This is a genomic window from Micromonospora sp. C31 (assembly GCF_018070575.1).
Classification (GTDB): Bacteria; Actinomycetota; Actinomycetes; order Mycobacteriales; family Micromonosporaceae; genus Micromonospora.
On the sequence record NZ_JAGPXN010000029.1, the window covers coordinates 12,143 to 31,434 of the forward strand.

Sequence of the window (19,292 nt, forward strand, 5' to 3'; positions counted from 1 at the left end):
GGATGACCACGACCACGGGTGGATACCCGGTCGAGAGCCTGCTGACCGCCGGCGCGGTGCTACCGACCGGCACCGCCGGGGCAGCGGAGCGGGCGGTTCCCCTCACCGCCCGCACCTACCGACACCCGGCCCTCGACGACCGGCAGGTGGTCCGCCTGGTCGACGCCGCACTGGGCGAGGGCGAGGACATCGCCCTCGAGTTCCTCGGCCTGACACCGGGCGCCGAGCCGGTCGTCGTCGGGCTGGGGCCCCGCCGCCCGTTGGCCTTCCCGGAGTGGGTGCTGGTGCACCACCCGGCGGACGGCCGGCACGCGTTGGCGGTGGTACCGGAGTTGCAGAAGCTGGCCAAGCAGGTGCGATCGCGCCCGAAGGCCGCCCTGGACGCGTACCAGAGCATCGCCGACCGGTTCGCGCGTACGCTGCCGCACTTCCTGCCGACGTTCTTCGAGCAGGCGGCACGGGTGTTCCTGGCCGCCGGGCAGGACGCGTACGCGACGCAACTGTTCAACAAGGCGCGCAAGGCGGAGGCGCAGCACGGCCTGCCGGTCGACCTGCACCGGCTGGACGAGGTCTACGTGGAGTTCGCGTCGGCCAAGGTGGTGTCCGCGACCGCGTTGGCCGGCTACGCGAAGGAACTGTCCGCCCAGTTGCCGGCCGACGAGGCGCTGGAGCGGTTCTGCCGGCTGGCGCTGCGGGCCGCGGCCGCCGGCGTGGTCCCGTCCACCCAGTCGGCCACCGCGGTGAACCGGCTCGTCCGGACGGCCACCAGAGCCGCCGGCAGGGCCGCTGCCGCCGTCGCCGACCGTGAGGCGGCCTACCTGACCGGGCTGCTCCGGTTGCCGGTGGCCGTCGAGGCGCCCGCCGGCTGGTGGAAGGCGCACCTGCCGGCGGTGACGGCGCTGGCCGGCCGCGACCCGGCGGTCCGCGGCAGCCTGCTCGACCTGATGCCCGCCGACCGGGACGACCTGGTCACCTGGCTGGCCCTGCTGACCGACACCGGCGCGCTCAGCGGGCTGTGCGACCCGGACGCGCCCGTCGCGGCCCGCCCGCGCGACGGCTCCGTCGGTTGGCTGCGCCGCTTCGTGAGCCGGGCCAACTCCGGCCACCGTCGCCATCGCCGCCGCCTGCCGCAGTTGTACCCGCTGGTCGAGCGGATGGCCGACCGGCTGCGCGTCGAGCTGACCGACGGCGGCGAGACCCTCGACGCCGACGGCGACCTGGAACTGCTCGACCTGCTGCTCGCCCTCGACCTGCCGGTGGCCGCGCCGAAGGACCGCGACGTCCTCGACCTGGCGAACTGGGCCACCCGTGGGGGAGAGCGGGACCTGCTCGCCGTGGCCGGCGACGACCGGTTCACCGGTGCCCTGCGCCGGGGTGTCGAGCAGCTCGACGACCAGCCGGACGCGCTGTGCCGGATGGTCGAGACGCCGGGCGTCCGGCCGGTGCTGACCGACTGGCTGCGGGCGCGGATCCACGACCGGTTCGCCACCGGACTGCCGTACCTGGCGGCGTCGGTGGACTGGCTGGGCAGGATCCCGGTCGAGGCGCTGCGCCTGGTCTCCGACGACATCGACGGATCCGGTGCGCCCGGTCCCGGCGGTGACCTCGGGCGGGCCCTCGACGTCGACCTCGCCGAGCGCGTCGCCCGCAGCCTGCGCGGCGGGATCTTCGACGAGCTGGGCTGGCCGGCTTGGGAGCTGGCCTGGCAGGAGGTGACCGGCGGCGACCGTCGGGTCGAGGTGACCCGGCAGGAAGCCTGGCCGTACGTGATCCTGGGCGGGCCGACCACGGTGCGCGTGCTCGGCGCCGAGGGCATCGTGCTCCGCCACGACCTGCGCATCCCGACGGGCGATTCCTGGGGCCAGCCCGGCTACCACTACGTCGACGGCCAGCTGTTGGTCTACTGGCGCTCCAAGGCGCTCGACTACGACCTGCGCGGCTACTGGCACTCGTCGCCGGGCGAACCGCAGCCCATCCACGGCGACTGCCACGGCAGGCAGCCCCGCAGGAAGGAGGTCACCCTGCCGCTGGCCGGCGGCGGGCGGGTCACCGGCGCCGGCGTGCTGCACGCCGGCGACACCGCCGTTCCGTCCGAGCTGCCGGTCATCACCGACGGCACCTCCCACTGGGTCTACCGGCACAGTGACGACGACACCCCCGGCTGGCGCGAGTACGACCCGGTCGGCAACACCCACGGCCGGCGCTCTCTGCCCCGGTTCCTGGCCGACCTTCCGGTCGGCGGCAGCCGCCTGCGGGAGTCGGCCAGCTGGCTGCGCCCGGCCCTGTCCGACCGGGCCACCCCGGCCGCCGTCCCCGTGGACGGCCTGCTCGGCTGGCGGGTGGTCACGCTGCCGGACGGCTCGGTACGCGGCGAGGACCTGGCCGGTCGTACCGTCACCGTGGCCGCGGGGCAGGAGCCGATCGCGGCCCTGGTCCTGCCCGGCGACGACCGGCCCCGGGCCGTGCTCAAGGGCTTCGTCCTGGTCGACCCGGACGGGGTGGTCACGGCCGCCGTCGGACCGCCGTCCAGCCGGGACTACGACCCGAACGCGGTTCCGCTGCCGGCACCGGCGTTCCTCGGTAACCTGCTGCCCCGGGACCCGGCCGGCTCCACCGCCCTGCGCCGGACGGACCGGGAGACCGCCGCCGCGCTGTTCGAGGTCGCTCTCGACGAGCGCCGCGCCGCCCTGGCCGAAGAGGCCGCGCGGGCCACGGCCCGCGCGGCGACGCGATCCGCATCGACCGTGGCGACGCCGGCGATCACCGGCCGGCCCGTCGCCCTTCCGGCGTCCGCCGCCGGGCCTGCCGCCACCGCCGGGCCTGCCGCCACCGCCGGGCCTGCCGCCACCGGCGACGAAGACACCGACGCGCTGGTCGAGCTGGTCCGGGCGACGTTGCCGGCGGTCAGCCACGACGCCGTGCTGGCCGGGGTGGCCGGGGTGCTGCGGCTGGCGGCCCGGGTGCGTACCGACCTGGACGCGGTGACCGAGCGGCTCACCAGGTCGTTGTCCGCCCCCGTCGCGGTGGTGCCGGCGGCCACCGCGGCCGGACCCACCGACAGGCAGCTCAACGCGGCGCTGGACGGGCTGCGCGGCTCGGTGCACGGCACGGGCACCACGACCCACGCCTTCACCCAGTTCCAGATGTTCGCCATCCAGCGCTCCGCCACCGGCGCAGGCGGCCCCGCCGTACGGCTGCATCTCGACGGACCGCCGCTGCCGTCCACGCTGGACTGGTGGTCCCTGCTCGGCGGTGTCGCCGCCGTCGCCTACCGGGCCGTGGCGGCGGTCACCCCCGACGAACACCGGGAGACGCTGTGCGCCCTGCTCGCGGAGCTGGACGTGCTCGACCTGAGCGCGGCGGCCGAGCCCGGGAGGTGGCGCCGGTGCCGGCTGCACCTGTGCGACGACGACCTGAAGAACCCCGACGGATCGCGCCGCTACCCCAGGCCGGGCATCCTGCCGTTGCCCGACGGGGCGTTCCTCGCCGTCCTCAACTCCAGCGGCACGACCACCGGCTACTTCTTCGACGCGCTGCACCACGACCCGGCCGGCGTGTTCGCCGTGCCCGAGCCGTACACGCCGCACTCCTCGGAGCCGGTCGGTGACGGCCGGCCGGCCGACTGGCTGGCCCGCTTCCGCACCGAGTGGGCCGCGCGCGGTCCGCTGCCCTGGCGGCCGGAGGCGGCCGAGCGGTTCGCCGAGCTGACCGGCGTCACCCCCACCGCCGCGAAGCTGCTGCTGGCCGGTCTGCCGTACGTGGACTCGGCCGGCACCGTGCCGGTCGAGCTGCGCAGGGCGCTCGGGATCAGGCAGGCCGGGGAGGTCAAGCTGGCCTTCGGGGTGCTGCGGGAGGCCCGGCCGGGATTGCGGCGGGCCGTGGTCTCGGCGCTGCTGCCGGAGGACCCGGCCCGGCTGTGGACCGACGGCCCGGACGTGGCCGCCGCCGCGGCGGTGTGGAACGCCGCCCTGGGGCGCCGGGTGGTGGTGCCCGAACAGTTGCTCGCCGGGGCGACGCGGGCCGTCCGCACCGGCTGGGAACCGGCGAAGGCGTTGCCGGCGCTGCTCGACCCGGCCCACTCGGCCGAGCTGAGCACCGACCTGGCCTTCGAGATCCGGGGCGACCGGGTCCGACCGGTCGACGGCGGGGCGGCGGGCTTCACCGGTCACGTGCTGCGCTCCACGGTCGCGCTGGCGGCCTGGGTCGCCCACCACACGCCGGCGGGTGATGCGTGCCGGGCCGCGCTGCCGGCCGCGCTGGCCGCGATCCGCGACCGGCTGGCCAACCCCGGCCTGCTGCTCGACCTCGATCAGTACGTCTCCCTGCCCGCGTTCCGCCAGGTGGCGGGCACCCCGTCGGAGACCGCGCCGGGCTGGGAACGGTACGGCGCCATCGTCCTGGCCACCCACGACGACCAGCCGTCGCCCGCGCTGCGGCCGGCCCTGCTCGACGCTGACGGGACGGACCCGTACCTGCCGGCGCTGCGCGGGGACGCCGCCAAGCCGTACCCGATCGAGGTGGCGCTGCGCCTGGTGCGTGACCCACGCTTCGCGGCGCTGCTCGGCGATCCGGGGGAGCCGCACGGCGGCGCGCGGGCGGCGGACGGGACCTGGTGGCCGCAGGACCCGACCCGCTCGGTGCCCGACCTGGTCGCCGAGGTGGCCGGGGAACACGGCCTGGGCACCGACGCGGCGACGGCGTACCTCATGCTGCTGGCCATGCCGGACCCGACCGACCGCGACACGGCGAAGTGGACCGGTTGGAAGCCGGCCCGGCTGAAGGCGGCCCGCGCCGAACTGGCCGGCACCGACCTCGTCGTCGCGGCCAGCCGGTCCCGGGCCGGCCGGTCGCTGTTCCTGCCCGGCCCGTGGCTGGAACGCGGCAACGGGCAGGCGCCGATCGAGGGCTGGAAGGCCGCCCTGTTCGACCTCGCCCCCGACGGTACGGCAGCGCTCGGCGTGACCGTGCCGTTCGAACCGGCCGCCGAGCTCTACCGGCGGGCCTGGCGACGCCTGCGCGACGGCGACCGGCCCCGCTTCGACAACCTGCCCGCCCGCGGCACCCACCGCTGACCCGTACCCGCGCCGGCGGTGGTGTCCGCGTCGACCTCCCCGGGCGTCGCGGACACCACCGCGCTGCCGACCCCTGTCCCGAAACACCCCGAGAGAGAGATCGAGGAACACCCGTGACCGTGACGGACCACCGCCTGACCGGGGCGCCGGAGACCGCCGCCCAGGTCCTCTCCGCCGAGCAGCGCTACGCCGACGAACTGGCCTTCCTGGCCGTGTACGACGACGGGGCCCGGCCACCGGGCTGGGCGCTGACCCCGCGCGCCGTGGTCACCTTCATCCAGGGCAGTGCCGGCGAGGCGCTGAGGCTGCCCGCCGACCGGCGTACCGGCCCGGACGGCACCGAACTGCCGGCCAGCATGACCATCCCGGCGAAGTTCGTCGGCGAGCGGAGCCTGGTCGAGCGGTGCGTGGTCACCCTGGCCGGCGAGCGGGGACTGCTGCTGGTCGGCGAGCCCGGCACCGCCAAGTCCATGCTGTCCGAGCTGCTGGCCGCTGCGGTCTGCGGCACCAGCGCGTTGACCGTGCAGGGCACCGCCGGCACCACCGAGGACGCCTTCCGCTACGGCTGGAACTACGCCCTGCTGCTCGCCCAGGGCCCGACCCCGCAGGCGCTGGTCGACTCGCCGGTGCTGACCGCGATGCGCACCGGCCGGGTGGTGCGCATCGAGGAGGTCACCCGCTGCCTGCCCGAGGTGCAGGACGCGCTGGTGTCCATCCTGTCCGACCGGCGGATGAACGTGCCGGAGCTGTCCGGCACCGGGGACGGGCTGATCCGCGCCCTGCCCGGGTTCACCGTGATCGCCACGGCCAACCTGCGGGACCGGGGCGTGTCGGAGATGTCCTCGGCGCTCAAGCGCCGGTTCAACTTCGAGACCATCCACCCGATCGCCGACGCGGACGTCGAGACCGACCTGGTCCGCCAGCAGGCCACCGCCGCCGTGCGGCGTGCCGGCGCGGCGTACACGGTGGACGACGCGGTGCTCGACGCCCTGGTCACCGTGTTCCGCGACCTGCGTTCCGGCCGCTCGGGCGAGGGCTGGGACGTGGAGCGGCCCGGCACCGTGATGTCCACCGCCGAGGCGGTGCAGGTGGCGGTGTCGCTCGGCCTGTCGGCCGCGTACCTGCCCGCCGGGGACGCGCTCGACCTGGTGCCCGGGCACCTGCTCGGCGTGGTGCGCAAGGACGACCAGAACGACCACGCCCGGCTGCTCGGCTACTGGGACGGCCCGGTCCGTCGCCGCGCCGAGGACGGCTCGGCGATGTGGCGCCGGCTCTGGGACCTGCGGGAGAACCTGCGGTGACGATGCTCTCCAGCACGTCGCCCGATGCGGCCCCGCCGACCGTCGAACCGGTGGCGGCCGGCCCGTCGGCGGTCGACCCGACGACGGCCGACCCGCGCGCCGTGGTCGACGCGCTCGCCGGTTCGGTCCGGCCGTACCTGATCGGGGTGCGGCATCACAGCCCGGCGCTGGCGGCGGTGGTCCCGGCGCTGCTGGACGCCGCCGGGGCCGAGGTGGTCTGCATCGAGTTGCCGGCCGACTTCCAGCGCTGGCTGCCCCACCTGTCCGATCCGGCCGCCCGGGCCCCGCTGGCCCTGGTCGGCAGCCACGGCGCGGACGGGCCGATGGGCTTCTACCCGTTCGCCGACTTCTCCCCGGAGCTGGCCGCGATCCGCTGGGCCCGGCAGCGCGGCGTCGAGGTGCTCTGCTGCGACCTGCCGCTGGCCGATCCCGGCTGGAGCGCCGGCACCACCGAGCCCGACCCGACCGCCGGTGGCGAGCCCGCACCGGACGCGGGGGAGCCGGTGGGCGGCCTGCGCCGGTCCTACGCCGCCGCGCTGCGCGCCAGCGGCACCGGCCGCGACGGTGACGACCTGTGGGACCGGGTGGTCGAGGTGCGTGCCCCGGGCAGCCCGCCCGAGGCGCTGCGCCGGGCCGCGCTCGGGGTCGGCTGGGCGATGCGCACCGACAGCGCCGACCGTGGCGGCGTACCGGCCCGCGACCTGGCCCGCGAGCGGCACATGCGCCGGGTGCTGGACGGGGCCGGCGCCGACGGCCGGCGGGTCGCCGCCGTCGTCGGCGCCTTCCACGCCCCGGCCCTGCTCACCACCGGGTCGAGCGCCGACGTCGCCGCCGCGTGCTCCGGCCCGGTCGCCGCCCCGGGCGACCCGGTCCGGTCCGTGCCGACCCGGCCCGCGCCGGCCGCCGCCGACGCTGCCGGCACGGCGGTCACCTCGCTGGTGCCGTACGCCTTCGACCTGCTCGACTCCCGGTCCGGCTACCCGGCCGGGATCCGTGATCCGCGCTGGCAGCAGTCCGTCCTCGCCGCCGCCGGCGATCCGGAACGGATCCGGGCCGCCGCCGCCCGGGCGGTCACCGACCTGTGCCGGGAACTGCGCGCGGCCGGTCACACCGCCGGCACCGGCGAGGCGACCGAGACGGTACGGCTGGCCGACGACCTGGCCCGGCTGCGGGACCTGCCCGCCCCGGGCCGGGGCGAGGTGTTGGAGGCGGTGACCACCGTGCTCGGCCAGGGCGAGCTGCTCGGCCGCGGCCGAGCGCTGGCCAAGGCGCTGGAGACCGTGCTGGTCGGCGCCGAACGGGGCCGCGTCGCCCCCGGCACGCCGCGCTCCGGGCTCGGCCCGGCGGTCGAGGCGGACCTCACCACGCTGCGGCTGCCCAACCCGGGCAGCCCGAAGGCCAGGGAGGTCCGCCTGGACCCGCTGCGCACCGAGCTGGACGGGCGGCGCGAGATCCTGCTGCAACGCCTGCAGGTCTGCGGCGTCGGCTACGGCGAGGCGATCGCGGTGTCCGGCACCGGCGACGGCGCCGCCCTGACCACCCGCTGGCAACTGGCCTGGACGCCGTCCGTGGCGGCCCGGCTGGATCTGGTCGGCGTACGCGGGGTCACCGCGGCGCTGGCCGCGGCCGGCACCCTGCGGGAGCGGTTCCGCCGGGAGGCCGCCGACGGTGGACCCACCGCCGCGCAACTGCTCACCGGGCTGCGCGACGCCGCCCGGTGCGACCTGCCGGAGCTGGTCACCGACCGGCTCGAGCTGGCGGCCTCGGTGCTGCCGGGGACGGGCACGCTGCCCGAGCTGCTGGACGCGTTGGACCTGCTGGAGGCGCTGCGCCGCGAACACCTGCCCGGCACCTCCGCCGACGGCCGGGCGCGGGCGGGCGAGTTGGCCGTCGTGCTGCTGGACGCGGCCGTACGCGGGCTGCCCGGCCTCGCCGGCAGCGACGCGCCGACCGACGCCGCCGCGCTGGTCGACCTCGCGGTCCGGGCCGGCGAGGACCGCGTCGGCCTGCTCCTGGACGAGGCCCTCGACGACCTGGCCCGCGCCGGCTCGCCGCTGATCCAGGGCGCCGCCCTGGCCGCCCGGGTGCTGCTCGACCTGACCGATCTGGAGACGCTGGGCACCCGGGTGGCCGGTTGGATCGACGCGGCGACCGCACCGGACACCCGTCGGCACCTGCGCCGGTCGCTCGGCGGCCTGCTCGCCGGGGCGCACCCGCTGTTGCAGTCCGCCCCGGCCGCGTTGGACCCCCTGCTGGAGCGGATCGAGCGGCTCCCCGACGCCGACTTCGTGGACCGGCTGCCCGCGCTGCGCGGCGGCTTCGACGTGCTCACCCCGGCGGCCCGGGACCGGCTGCTGCACACCGTCACCGACCGGCTGGGCGACCGGCTCGATCTGAGCCTGTCGGCCCCGCCCGAGCTGCTGGCCCGCTGGGCCGCCGCCGACGCGGCCGGGCGGGCCGCCCTGCTCGCCCGCCGCATCCCGGTTCCGGGCACGTCGAGCAGCCCCACCGCGACTCCCGGCTCCACCGCGACTCCGGGCCTTACCGCGACCCCCGGCTCCACCGCGACCCCGGGCCTTACCGCCGACGCCGCGCCGGTGCCGGACGCACCGCACGCCCGGCTCACCCCCACCGACCGGTGGCGACTGCTGCTCGGCCGCCAACCCGACCGGTTGCCGGCTGACGCCCGCCGCTACGCCCGCGCCCTGGACGAGCTGTACGGGGCGGGTCGGGGCGAGGGCGCCACCGAGCTCGGTCAGGCGGCCGGCGGCGGCCAGGAGGCGTCCTTCCCGACCGCCCGCGAGTGGGCCGACGAACTCGAGGCGCTGTTCGGCACGGCGGTACGCGAGGAGGTCATCGCCCGGGCGGCCGAGACCGGCCGTACGGACGTGCTCACCGAGCTCGACCCGGCGGCGGTACGCCCCTCGATGGAGCTGCTGACCTCGGTGCTGTCGCTGGCCGGTGGGCTGCCCGAGGGGCAGCTGGCCAGGCTGCGGCCACTGGTGCGGCGGCTGGTCGAGGAGCTGACCAGGCAGTTGGCCACCCAGGTGCGTCCGGCGCTGACCGGGCTGGGCAACCCGCGTCCGACCCACCGCCCCGGCGGCCGGATCAACCTCGCCCGTACGCTGCGGGCGAACCTGGCGCACACCCAGCGGCTCGGCGACGGCCGGACGGTGGTGGTGCCGCAACGCCCCGTCTTCAACAGCCGCACCCGCAAGGAGGCCGACTGGCGGCTGGTGCTGGTGGTCGACGTGTCCGGCTCGATGGAGGCGTCGGTGGTGTGGTCGGCGTTGACCGCCGCCGTACTGGCCGGGGTGCCCACCCTGTCCACCCACTTCCTCGCCTTCTCCACCGAGGTGGTCGACCTGACCGACCGGGTCGACGACCCGCTCTCGCTGCTGCTGGAGGTGCGCGTCGGCGGCGGTACGCACATCGCCGCCGGGCTGGCCGCCGCCCGCTCGCTGGTGACCGTGCCGAGCCGCACCATCGTCGCGGTGGTCAGCGACTTCGAGGAGGGCTACGCGCTGGCCGGGCTGCTCGGCGAGGTCCGCACGCTGGTCAATTCCGGCGTGCATCTGCTCGGCTGCGCCGCGCTGGACGACGGGGGAGTGCCCTGCTACTCGGTGCCGGTCGCCGAACAGCTCGTCGCGGCCGGGATGCCGGTCGCCGCCCTCAGCCCGCTCGAACTCGCCCGCTGGGTGGGCGACCGCATCCGCGGAGGATCACGTTGACGGACCGCACAGCCACCGCCGTGGACACCGACCGGTTGCCGCCGGTGCTGCCGGCGGTCGCCGCCGCGGCGGTGGCGGCCCTGCCACCCCGACTGCACAAACGACTGGACGCCGCCGTCGAGCGGCTCGCCGGCGCACCGGTCGGCCCGGTCGACGGGGGCGTGTCGGTCGACTGCGGCCCGGAGGCGTCGGTCACCCTGACGCCCGCAGCGACCGGCGCGGTCACCGATCCGCACCAGGCGCGGTGCAGTTGCCTGCTGGCACCCCGCTGTCTGCACCGCACCGCCGTCCTGCTCGCCTGTCCGGTCGCCGACCCGGCCACCCACCCCGATCCGGCGGCCACCACCGCCATGGTGTCTCCTTCGGACGGCGCCGGCGCGGCCGCCGCCCGGACCGGGCGTACCGGAACATCGGCCGGCACGGTCGGTCGTGCCGGCCGGAGCGCGGCACCGACGAAGGCGCAACGCGCCGCCGCCGACGCGTTGTGGCGGGCGGCCGCCGCGGTGCTCGCGGCCGGCGTGCCGGCCGCCGGGGCGGTGCCCCAGGCCGAACTGCTGCGGGCCGCCCACAGCGCCCGGCTCGCCGGTCTGCCCCGAGCCGAGAGCGCCGCGCTGCGCACCGTGCGTGGCCTGCGCGCACACCGGCGACGACAGGACGGCCACCGGCTGGCCGAGTTGGTCGACGTGCTGCACGACCTGCTGTACGTCGCCGGCCGGCTGGCCGCCGGTGATCCCGATCCGGCGCTGGTCGGCGTCCTGCGGCGGGCCTACCAGCCGGACGGCACCCTGGAGGTGTACGGCGTCTGCCGGGAACCGGTGATCAGCGCGACCGGGTACGCCGGGGTGGTCACCCACCTGGTCGCCGCCGACGGGCGCCAGCTCTCCTTCGGCGACGTGAAACCGGGCGGCCCGGACCGGGCACGCGACTGCGCCCGGGCGGTCACCGAGATGGGCGCGGTCGCGGTCAACCACGCGGTGCTGGCCCGTGGCGGCCTGCGGATCACCGGCACCACCGTCTCCCCGGACGGCCGGCTCGGCGCCGGCAAGGGGGTCCGGGCCACCCCGCTCACCGCGGCCGACTGGTCCACCGGGCCGCTGGCGCGACTGTTCACCCGCCCGCTCGCCGAGGTGGTGACCGCGCAACTCGCCACCGACGACCCGGAGGACCCGGCCCGGGCCGGAACCGCGCTGGTCGGCGGTGACCTGATCGTGGTGGGCGCCGCCGGTGACCAGGTGCTGGCCCGCGAGTTGGCCCCCGCCACCGACGAAGGAGGCGAGCGGGCGCCAGTGCCGGACGGGCCGCTGATCCGGCTGGTGCCGGTCGACTCCCATCCGATGCTGGCCCATGTGGCCAACCTGCGGCGGCTCGCCTCCCGGCCCGGCCTGCGGGTCCGGGTGGTCGGCCGGCTGGACCCGGACCGGGCCAGCACGCTGCGACCGCTCGCGGTCGGCCCGGTGCCCGGTTCCGCCGCCACGTTGCGGCTGCCGGCGGACTGGCACGGCCGGGCGGACCTGGGCTACGACGAACTCCAGGGCGGCCACCTGCCGCCGCGCGACCCGGCGGAGACGACCGGAACCGTCCGCACCGTCGGCGCGGACGCGGTTGCGGAGTCCCCGCTGTGGCGGGTCCGCCGGCTGGTGGAGTTGGCCGTCTCGGGCGGTCGTCGCGCCGTCGCCGAGGCGGCCCGCGGCGACGGCACCGGCCTGGCCGGCCCGGTGCGCCGCGCCGGCTTCACCACCGCCGCCGCGCTCACCACCGCGCTGGCCGACGAGTCCGCCCGGCGTGGCCGGGACGCGTTCGGCCGGCTCGCCAATGCCGATCCGGACGGGTACGCGTGGGCCTGGCTCGCCGCGACCGCCCATCTCGCCGCGGCGGAGCGGGAGCTGATCCGGTCCTCCTGGACCGCTGCACCCGTCGGCTGAACCCGCCGGCACCGGCCGCCCGCGCCCCGGCGCCCGCCCGAGTCCCGGGCGGGCGCCGGGGCGCGGGCGAGTCGAGACCGCCGGAACGCCTTGCTAATTCGTATTAGCATCTTGACGCCGCTGAGTCGCCGCGCGCAGACTCATCGACCAACGACCCCGTCCGCGACGAACGTCCACACCGTTCGGCCGCTCCGCGAGGTCGGGTGACACCTTGCTTCGTCACGGCCGGCCCGCCCTGCCCGCCTGCCCCCGTCCGCTCGCCCCCACGAACGGAGGGAACGCGATGACGCGTACCCCTGAAGGCTCCTTCTCCCGACGAACCCTGCTGCGTGGTGCGGCGGCCGCCGGTGTCGCGACCGCGACCACCGGCGCCGGCCTTGCCACGACCTCCGCACCGGCGCTCGCCGGACCGGCCGGTTTCCCCACCTACCGGTACGTGCGCGACGCGTTCGACCGGCCGTTGCGTTACAACCCGACCGGCGAGTTCATCTTCCCGTGCGTGCGTGGGGTCTACGACAAGATCAGCGGCTATCTCGGCCGCTACTACCTCTACTACGCGCCGCACGACGCGCCCGGCGGGATCTGTCTCGCCTACGCCGACCGGCTCGAGGGCCCCTACACCGAGTACGCCGGCAACCCCGTCATCGACCGGGTGCTGCCGACCACGACGGTCAGCCACGTGTCGTCGCCGCACGTGGTGTGGGACGCGCCGACCCGGCAGTTCTATCTGTACTTCCACGGCGAGAACCACACGACCCGGGTCGCCCGCTCGAGCGACGGCGTCCACTTCACCAACGAGACGCCCATCCTGTCGACGAACCTGGTGCCCAACACGACCGAGACCTCGTACGCGCGGGTGTTCGAGCACTCGGTGGCCGGCAAGGGAAACCGCTACGTGATGGTGTTCATGGGCGCCCACACGGTCCGGCCGGGCACCCGGAAGATCTTCTGGGGCTGGTCGCCGAACGGCTGGAGTGGCTGGCAGTTCGCCCCGGACCCGCTGGTGTCACCGTCGGGCGACAGGCTGACCGACATCTCCGCGCCGCACCTGTTGAAGCGCAACGGCACCGCGTACGTCGCCTATCACGGCAGCAGCGGCAACATGTATCTGACCGAGGTCGGCAACAACTTCGACCGCGAGGTCCACCTCGGAGTGTTCCACCGGCCGATCGCGTCGGACAACGGCCGGGTGGCGTCGCCGACGTTCGGCACCGACGGCGGCGTGCACTACATGCTCTACGAGGCCGGGCCCCGTCTCGGCGCCAGGATCTGCGTGGCCCGCGCGGTCTAGCGGTGCCGGCCGGGAACGTCGCCTGACGACTGCGCCCAGGTGTTCTCCGTCGTCGGAAGGTGCTGCAGGGCTGCGGGGTCGAGACTCACGAGGCCAGTCGCTCGCCTGCGGCGCGACCTGGTCTCGCGAGCCCGGCCCCGCCGTCCGGCTGGTTGATCTCCGACCACACCGCATCGAGGGAGAGGCCGAGGACGTCGGCGATCGCAGCGATGGTCGGAAAGGCGGGGGTGGCTACGCGACCGGACTCGATCTTCCGAAGAGTCTCCGGCGAGACACCTGCGGCCAGCGCGGTGACGAGCATCGAACGCTCCCCCCTGGCTCGGCGTAGGAGGGCGCCGAGACGCTGTCCGCGTTCGACCTCCGCGGGAGTGAGCGGCAACCTGACCATGGCTCCGATACTAGTACCGGGATAGTATGGCCGGGATACTTATTGGCCGTACGAGTAGGGCGCCGCATGATCGAGATCCTGAACCCCACCGACCTGCTGCGAGCGAAGGAAACCGGCGCCCTGGTCGCCGGCATACTTCAGACGCTGAAGAGCCGCAGCGCGGTCGGCACGAACCTCCTGGACATCGACCGGTGGGCCCAGACCATGATCACCGAGGCCGGGGCGCAGTCCTGCTACGTCGACTACGAGCCGTCCTTCGGACGCGGGCCGTTCGGCCACTACATCTGCACGTCGGTCAACGACGCCGTGCTCCACGGGCTGCCGCACGACTACCCCCTCGCCAACGGCGACCTGCTCACCCTCGACCTCGCTGTCGCCAAGGGCGGAGTCGTCGCCGACTCCGCCATCAGCTTCATCGTGGGCGACAGCAAGTCCCCGGAGAGCGCTGCGATGATCGACGCGACCGAGCGCGCCCTGAGCGCAGGGATAGCCGCGGCCCGTCCCGGAGCCCACGTAGGTGACATCTCCCATGCCATCGGCTCGGTCCTCAGCGAAGCGGGATACCCGATAAACACCGAGTTCGGTGGTCACGGCGTCGGATCGACGATGCACCAGGACCCGCACATCTCCAACACCGGTCGGCCCGGCCGGGGATACCGGCTGCGTCCCGGGCTGCTGCTGGCACTGGAACCATGGGTCATGGCGGACACCGCCCAACTCGTCACCGACGCCGACGGCTGGACGCTCCGAAGCGCGACCGGCTGCCGGACGGCACACAGCGAGCACACGATCGCCATCACCGACGACGGAGCCGAGATCCTCACCCTGCCGAAGCAGCCGCAACCATGAGGTGACAGCCGTCCGCGTTCCCCGCCCCCGACGGATCACCGCCCGCCGGCGCCGTTTCGCCAGCAGCACGGCGCGCGTGACGAGACCGGCGGACGAGACACCCGGTCGGTGCGCGGGGCCGTCTCCACCGCCGTAACGATGCGGACCGCCTGGTCCTGCGCAGGCACGACCCGGTCGTGCGGCGGCAGGTCGAGTTCGGCGAGGTCCGCTGACGGCGCCGCTCAGCCGCCCGGGCCTGCCGGCGCGGCCCCGTTGTCGACGAGATCGAAGGCCAGGCCCTCGCCGGCGTCGCCCTCGCCCACCCGTTGGGCGACGAGTCCCTGCCGGTCCGTCGCGCGCAGGTAGACCCTGCCCTCGCCGCTGATGGTGTAGGTCGGGCGGCCCTCGCTCTTCTCCCGCGTCTTCTCGATGGCGAACAGCTGGCCGGCCCGGCCGGCGTCGCAGGCGGTGGCGACGACGGTCGCCGGGGAGCTGCCGTTGTCACGTAGGCCCATGCAGTCGGGTTCGCCGCCGCCGTGGGCCTGCGCGGTCCGGATCTGGTAGCGGTTGTCCCTGGCGGGCAGCAACACGAACAGGCTCTTGTCCGTGTCGCCGTCGGTCAGGTTCAGTCGGCCCTTGGCGTCGACCGCCAGGATCGACTCGAACGAACCGATCGGCCGCAGGACGACCTGCCGTTCGCCCCGCATGATCGGGTCTGCGTCGCCGGCCGCCCCCGGGCTGGCCGGCGGCGACTCGGTCGTCGGCTTCGAGCCGGTCGGCGAGGGCGTGTCGACGGTCCCGCTGGCGGGTGCCGACGGCACCGGCGAGGCGGTGGGCTCCCCGGCCGTGGGAGCCGCCGTGGTGCAGGCCGGCATGGACGCGGCGACACCAACGGCCAGCGCGACCGCGACGGCGGCACGGGGGACAGCCGTGGCGCCCGACGACAGGTTCAGCATGGCCAACTCCTTAAGTGGATCTTCACGAGCCTAGTCCGTCGCCGCTCTGCGCGCAGCGGACGATGGACCTCACGGCCGGGCACCGCCGTCTTCCGGGCCGAACCGGTGCCCCTGGTCATCGAGTGGAAGATCACCGGCGCGGCCGGCAGCACGGAGACACACACCTACGCGCTCTACACGGTCGGCGGCGGCCCCGTGCGTTCCACGACCGTCACCGCCTCGGCCAAGGTGCTCGACAAGGGCCTCGGCACCGAGTGATCCGGATCCCGTACCCCTGCGAGGAGATCTCGTGAAGCACCGTCTCGTCACCCTGGCCGCCCTCGTCGCCGTCTGCCTCACCACCGGCTGCGACCTCATCGAGTCCACCACCGCCGAGGGGCCACCGACCGCGGGCGCCACGATCGCGCCGACCGCCGGGGCCTCCGCCGCGACGCCGAGCGCGACTGACGCCGCCGCCGCGACGCCGAGCGCGACCGGGGGCGGCAGCTCGGGGTTGGTGAAGGACTCCGGCGACATCCCCGACCCGTGCACCCTGCTCACCGGGGCCGAGGTGGTCGAGTTGACCGGCCGCACCGTCATCCGCAGGGACGAGGACGGCGGCGATGCCGGCGACGTCACCCGCTTCTGCCAGTGGCAGCAGGCCAGCGGTCAGCTCGCGGTATGCCTGAGCCGCACCACCGCCGTCGAGTTCGGGGTCACCGTCGCGGCTGCCAAGCCGGTGGACGGCGTCGGCGAGGAGGCGCACTGGCACTCCGGGCACCTCTACTTCCTGCACGGCACGGTGCAGATCGACGTCTACTCCCGCGGCGGTTCCGACGCGCAGAACCTGGCCGACGCCAGGCAGGTCGCCCAGGTGCTCGTCACACGCGTCTGACCGGCGTCACCGGCTCGTGCCTTCGATACCGCGCCGGACGAGACCGCGGATGCCGGGCTCCGTCCGACGCGGCGTGCCGGTCGACGGTCACCGCGTCCAGCGGTACCCGCGGAGGTCGTACTGGTAGCGGCCGTCGGCGTCGGGGCCCGGCCGGCCGGTGGCGGGGTCGACGCGCAGCACGTACCCCTCCGAGCGGTGCGACGAGTCGGCCCTCGTGGTGGAAGGCGCTGCCGTCTCGGTGGGCGGCGACGCGTGTCAGGGGCGTTCCCAGAAGTCGGGGCCGACGAGATCCTGGTAGTCGGAGGTGGCGACGAAGAAGCCCTCGTCGTCGACCTCGATGGGCAGCTGGGGAAGGGGCCGGCTGGCGGGGCCGAAGATGGGTTTGGCGTTGTCGGTGATGAGGAACTGCGACTGGTGGCAGGGGCAGAGCAGCCGGTTGGTCTGCTGTTCGTAGAGGCTGGCGGGGCAGCCGGCGTGGGTGCAGATCTTGGAGTAGGCGATGTAGTTGCCCCACATCCAGTCCTGCTTGCCGGCCTCTTCGTTGTTCTCACGCGCCTGCCGGGCGTCCTCGGCCCGCAGGTGGATGAGCAGGGTGACGGAGTCGGCGTACTGGTTGCTGACGCCGTGCGGGATGCCGGGGAAGACGGTGACCTGCCCGCCGGGCAGCAGGTCGGCGGGGCGTACGGGCCGGCCGTCCTCGCGGACCATCCGCACGCGGGTGACGGCGCCCTGGTCGTCGGCGGGGGCGAAGCCGGTGCGGAACAGTTGGTTGTCCGCGTGGGGGTCGGTGATGAGACCGCCGACCAGGGGCGCGGCGGCGACCGCGCCGAGGGGAACGAGGCCCGCGAGCAGGGAGACACCCAGCAGGGGACGGCGTTTGACCCCGAGTTCGTCGGCCATGTGGAGCATGGTCTGCCCGGTGACGGCCCGGTCGTCGGGGGAGACCGCACCCTCGTGGCGGTCCTGGATCGACACCTCCTTGGGCAGCAGCTTCTTGCCCCACACGAGGACGCCGAACCCGATGCCCAGCAGGGCGATGCCCATCGTCGTCCCGAGCAGCGGGGTGTAGTACTCCTCGATCTCGCCGAGGAGCTGGTAGCGCCACGGCCACCAGATGAACACCACCAGGAACGCGGTGCTGGCGAGCCCCGCGACCAGGAAGAACGCCGCGATGGTGCGGACCAGCCGTCGTTCGCCCTTGGAGCCGGCGGCGACCTGGGGCTCGTAGTGCACGATCTCGATGTCGTCACGCCGCGCACCCTCGCGGGTCACCTCGAAGCGGGACATCGCCCGATCGGTGACGTCGACCGGTCTGCCGCTCCGCCGGCCGGTGTGTCCGGTCACGACTTGCCCGCGATCCAGATGCTGGCGAACACCAGCGCGACGATCCCGACCAGGAAGATCGCCAAGCCTTCGGTGGACGGGCCGTAGCGGCCGAGGTTGAACCCGCCGGGATCGTTGTCGGTCTGGACGACCTGCTGGATGTAGGCGATGAGGTCGGCCTTCTGCTCGGGCGTCAGGGTGCTGTCGCCGAAGACCGGCATGTTCTGCGGGCCGCTGAGCATGGCGGCGTAGATGATCCGGTCGCTGGCGGGGTAGAGGCTGGGGGCGTACTTGCCCGAGGAGAGCGCCCCGCCACCGCCGCCGAAGGCGTGGCACTGCGAGCAGTTGACCCGGAACAACTCGCCGCCGCGGGCGAGGTTGGCGTCGTCGACCAGGGCGTCGATGTCATCCGGTACCACGGGTCCCACGCCGAGGGAGTCGATGTACGCGGCGAGTTGACGTACCTGCTCGTCGGTGTACAGCGGGGGCTTGCGCTGTGCCTGGGCCTCCTGGCGGGCCAGCGGCATCCGGCCGCTGCCGACCTGGAACTCCACCGCGGCGCCACCGACGTTGATCAGGCTGGGTCCGCGTCCCTCGACGCCTCCGGCGCTGCGGCCGTGACAGGTGATGCAGCCGACCTCGAACAACGCCTCGCCCTCGGCCGCGGCCGCGCTCGACCGTGGTTCCTCCTGGGCCGCGGCGGTGGGCGCGAACAGCACGTAGGCGCCACCGGCCAGGAGCAGCGCGGCGACCATCCGCCCGACGCCGGCGGCTCTTCGTCGGGCTCGGCTGAGGCGGGCAGGTCCTCCGGGCCGGGTGCGTCCGGGGTGCGGGTCGTGCATGGCGTCCTCTGTTCTTCGGGGCAGTCCGAAAGACGGCTTATGTGCAGGTTAAAGGTATACGTCCTTGCGGTCGCGGTGCCGCGTTTCGTCGCCCCTGCCCGGTGCCGCTGGCCACCGACGCCGTCGGCACCCTGCCGCGTACCCCTCCCGACTTCGTGCGCGCGAGGACGCACGTCGGCGCGTGCGAGGCGGGCATCGCGGGTACGGCGGTGAGATGGTGCTGAAGAACCCCGCCGACCTGCTGCGGTTACTCGTGGTCGCGATGATCGTCTATCCGACGTTGGTGTTCATCCTGCGACTGTCCGGCAAGCGGACCCTGTCCAAGCTCAACGCGTTCGATCTCGTGGTCACCGTGGCGTTGGGTTCCACCCTGGCCACGATCCTCCTGTCGCGCGACGTCTCCCTGGTGGAGGGCATCCTGGCGTTGGCGTTGCTGGTGGCGTTGCAGTACGTGGTCGCGCTGCTCGGCGTGCGCTGGCCGCCGTCACAGCGGCTGATCAAGGCACGACCGACCATGCTGTTGTGCGACGGGCAGCTGCGCCACGCCGCGATGCGCAGCGCCCGGGTCGCGGAGAGCGAGATCCGGCAGGCCGCTCGCAGCCAGGGCACGGGTGATCTCCACGGCCTCGCGGCGGTGGTGCTGGAGACCGATGGCAGCATGAGCGTCGTCACGCGGTCACAGCTGGGCGACGGCAGCAGTCTCGCCGACGTCGTCGACCACGAGGGGTAACGCGCAGGACCGGTTGGTGGCGAGCCGGATCAGG

General features: G+C 74.7%; 13 protein-coding genes and 1 pseudogene. 10 read left to right on the top strand and 4 right to left on the bottom strand.

Annotated features, from left to right (window positions below; all coding sequences use genetic code 11):
• Positions 1-2 precede the first annotated feature (2 nt).
• The 5 genes from KBX06_RS26095 (at position 3) to KBX06_RS26115 (ending at position 13,317) form a co-directional block, all read left to right on the top strand.
• Positions 3-5,072, top strand: coding sequence for a hypothetical protein (locus KBX06_RS26095; protein ID WP_210839585.1), 5,070 nt, complete (start codon positions 3-5; stop codon positions 5,070-5,072).
• Positions 5,073-5,185: 113 nt separating this feature from the next.
• Positions 5,186-6,373, top strand: coding sequence for an AAA family ATPase (locus KBX06_RS26100; protein WP_210839586.1), 1,188 nt, complete (start codon positions 5,186-5,188; stop codon positions 6,371-6,373).
• A 2-nt stretch (positions 6,374-6,375) separates the two neighbouring features.
• Positions 6,376-10,104 (top strand): DUF5682 family protein, encoded by a 3,729-nt coding sequence (locus KBX06_RS28135; RefSeq protein WP_247686710.1) that lies wholly within the window; start codon positions 6,376-6,378, stop codon positions 10,102-10,104.
• Positions 10,101-12,026: a hypothetical protein gene (locus KBX06_RS26110; protein WP_210839587.1), complete on the top strand. Its 1,926-nt coding sequence runs from the start codon at positions 10,101-10,103 to the stop codon at positions 12,024-12,026. Before KBX06_RS28135 ends, KBX06_RS26110 begins: the two co-directional genes overlap by 4 nt.
• 283 nt (positions 12,027-12,309) lie before the next feature.
• Positions 12,310-13,317 carry a hypothetical protein gene (locus KBX06_RS26115; RefSeq protein WP_247686706.1) on the top strand — a complete coding sequence of 336 codons (1,008 nt, stop codon included), beginning with the start codon at positions 12,310-12,312 and terminating at the stop codon, positions 13,315-13,317.
• A gap of 85 nt (positions 13,318-13,402) precedes the next feature.
• Here KBX06_RS26115 and KBX06_RS26120 read toward each other — a convergent pair whose 3' ends face one another.
• On the bottom strand, positions 13,403-13,705 hold the full coding sequence (locus KBX06_RS26120; RefSeq protein ID WP_210839589.1) for a helix-turn-helix transcriptional regulator: 303 nt from the start codon (positions 13,703-13,705) through the stop codon (positions 13,403-13,405).
• Positions 13,706-13,771: 66 nt separating this feature from the next.
• Here KBX06_RS26120 and map point away from each other — a divergent pair, with 66 nt between their 5' ends.
• Both map and KBX06_RS26130 read left to right on the top strand, forming a co-directional pair.
• A complete protein-coding gene (gene map, locus KBX06_RS26125; RefSeq protein ID WP_210839591.1) occupies positions 13,772-14,554 on the top strand; it encodes a type I methionyl aminopeptidase in 783 nt (260 codons plus the stop codon).
• 119 nt (positions 14,555-14,673) lie between these two features.
• Positions 14,674-14,766, top strand: a pseudogene (locus KBX06_RS26130) (bL33 family ribosomal protein); the annotation flags it as partial.
• Positions 14,767-14,775: 9 nt separating this feature from the next.
• Here the strand turns inward: KBX06_RS26130 and KBX06_RS26135 are convergent.
• Positions 14,776-15,489, bottom strand: a complete 714-nt coding sequence (locus KBX06_RS26135) for a hypothetical protein (protein WP_210839593.1) — start codon at positions 15,487-15,489, stop codon at positions 14,776-14,778.
• A gap of 105 nt (positions 15,490-15,594) precedes the next feature.
• On the opposite strand from KBX06_RS26135, the gene KBX06_RS26140 reads away from it, so the two are divergent.
• Both KBX06_RS26140 and KBX06_RS26145 read left to right on the top strand, forming a co-directional pair.
• Entirely contained in the window at positions 15,595-15,747 is a 153-nt protein-coding gene (locus tag KBX06_RS26140; RefSeq protein WP_210839595.1) for a hypothetical protein, read from the top strand.
• 31 nt (positions 15,748-15,778) lie between these two features.
• Positions 15,779-16,363: a DUF3558 family protein gene (locus tag KBX06_RS26145; protein WP_210839597.1), complete on the top strand. Its 585-nt coding sequence runs from the start codon at positions 15,779-15,781 to the stop codon at positions 16,361-16,363.
• A gap of 255 nt (positions 16,364-16,618) precedes the next feature.
• Here KBX06_RS26145 and KBX06_RS26150 read toward each other — a convergent pair whose 3' ends face one another.
• Both KBX06_RS26150 and KBX06_RS26155 read right to left on the bottom strand, forming a co-directional pair.
• A complete protein-coding gene (locus KBX06_RS26150) occupies positions 16,619-17,650 on the bottom strand; it encodes a Rieske 2Fe-2S domain-containing protein (protein ID WP_210839599.1) in 1,032 nt (343 codons plus the stop codon).
• Positions 17,651-17,703: 53 nt separating this feature from the next.
• On the bottom strand, positions 17,704-18,528 hold the full coding sequence (locus KBX06_RS26155; protein ID WP_210839601.1) for a c-type cytochrome: 825 nt from the start codon (positions 18,526-18,528) through the stop codon (positions 17,704-17,706).
• Between the two features lie 214 nt (positions 18,529-18,742).
• Here KBX06_RS26155 and KBX06_RS26160 point away from each other — a divergent pair, with 214 nt between their 5' ends.
• Positions 18,743-19,258: a DUF421 domain-containing protein gene (locus tag KBX06_RS26160; RefSeq protein WP_210839603.1), complete on the top strand. Its 516-nt coding sequence runs from the start codon at positions 18,743-18,745 to the stop codon at positions 19,256-19,258.
• Positions 19,259-19,292: the final 34 nt, after the last annotated feature.

Excerpts from the sequence above, each read along its gene's own strand:
- KBX06_RS26095 (WP_210839585.1), top strand. The coding sequence starts at position 3 with ATGACCACGACCACGGGTGGATACCCGGTCGAGAGCCTGCTGACCGCC.
- KBX06_RS28135 (WP_247686710.1), top strand. The coding sequence starts at position 6,376 with ATGCTCTCCAGCACGTCGCCCGATGCGGCCCCGCCGACCGTCGAACCG.
- KBX06_RS26115 (WP_247686706.1), top strand. The coding sequence starts at position 12,310 with ATGACGCGTACCCCTGAAGGCTCCTTCTCCCGACGAACCCTGCTGCGT.
- KBX06_RS26120 (WP_210839589.1), bottom strand. The coding sequence starts at position 13,705 with ATGGTCAGGTTGCCGCTCACTCCCGCGGAGGTCGAACGCGGACAGCGT.
- map (WP_210839591.1), top strand. The coding sequence starts at position 13,772 with ATGATCGAGATCCTGAACCCCACCGACCTGCTGCGAGCGAAGGAAACC.
- KBX06_RS26135 (WP_210839593.1), bottom strand. The coding sequence starts at position 15,489 with ATGCTGAACCTGTCGTCGGGCGCCACGGCTGTCCCCCGTGCCGCCGTC.
- KBX06_RS26150 (WP_210839599.1), bottom strand. The coding sequence starts at position 17,650 with ATGTCCCGCTTCGAGGTGACCCGCGAGGGTGCGCGGCGTGACGACATC.
- KBX06_RS26155 (WP_210839601.1), bottom strand. The coding sequence starts at position 18,528 with ATGCACGACCCGCACCCCGGACGCACCCGGCCCGGAGGACCTGCCCGC.
- KBX06_RS26160 (WP_210839603.1), top strand. The coding sequence starts at position 18,743 with ATGGTGCTGAAGAACCCCGCCGACCTGCTGCGGTTACTCGTGGTCGCG.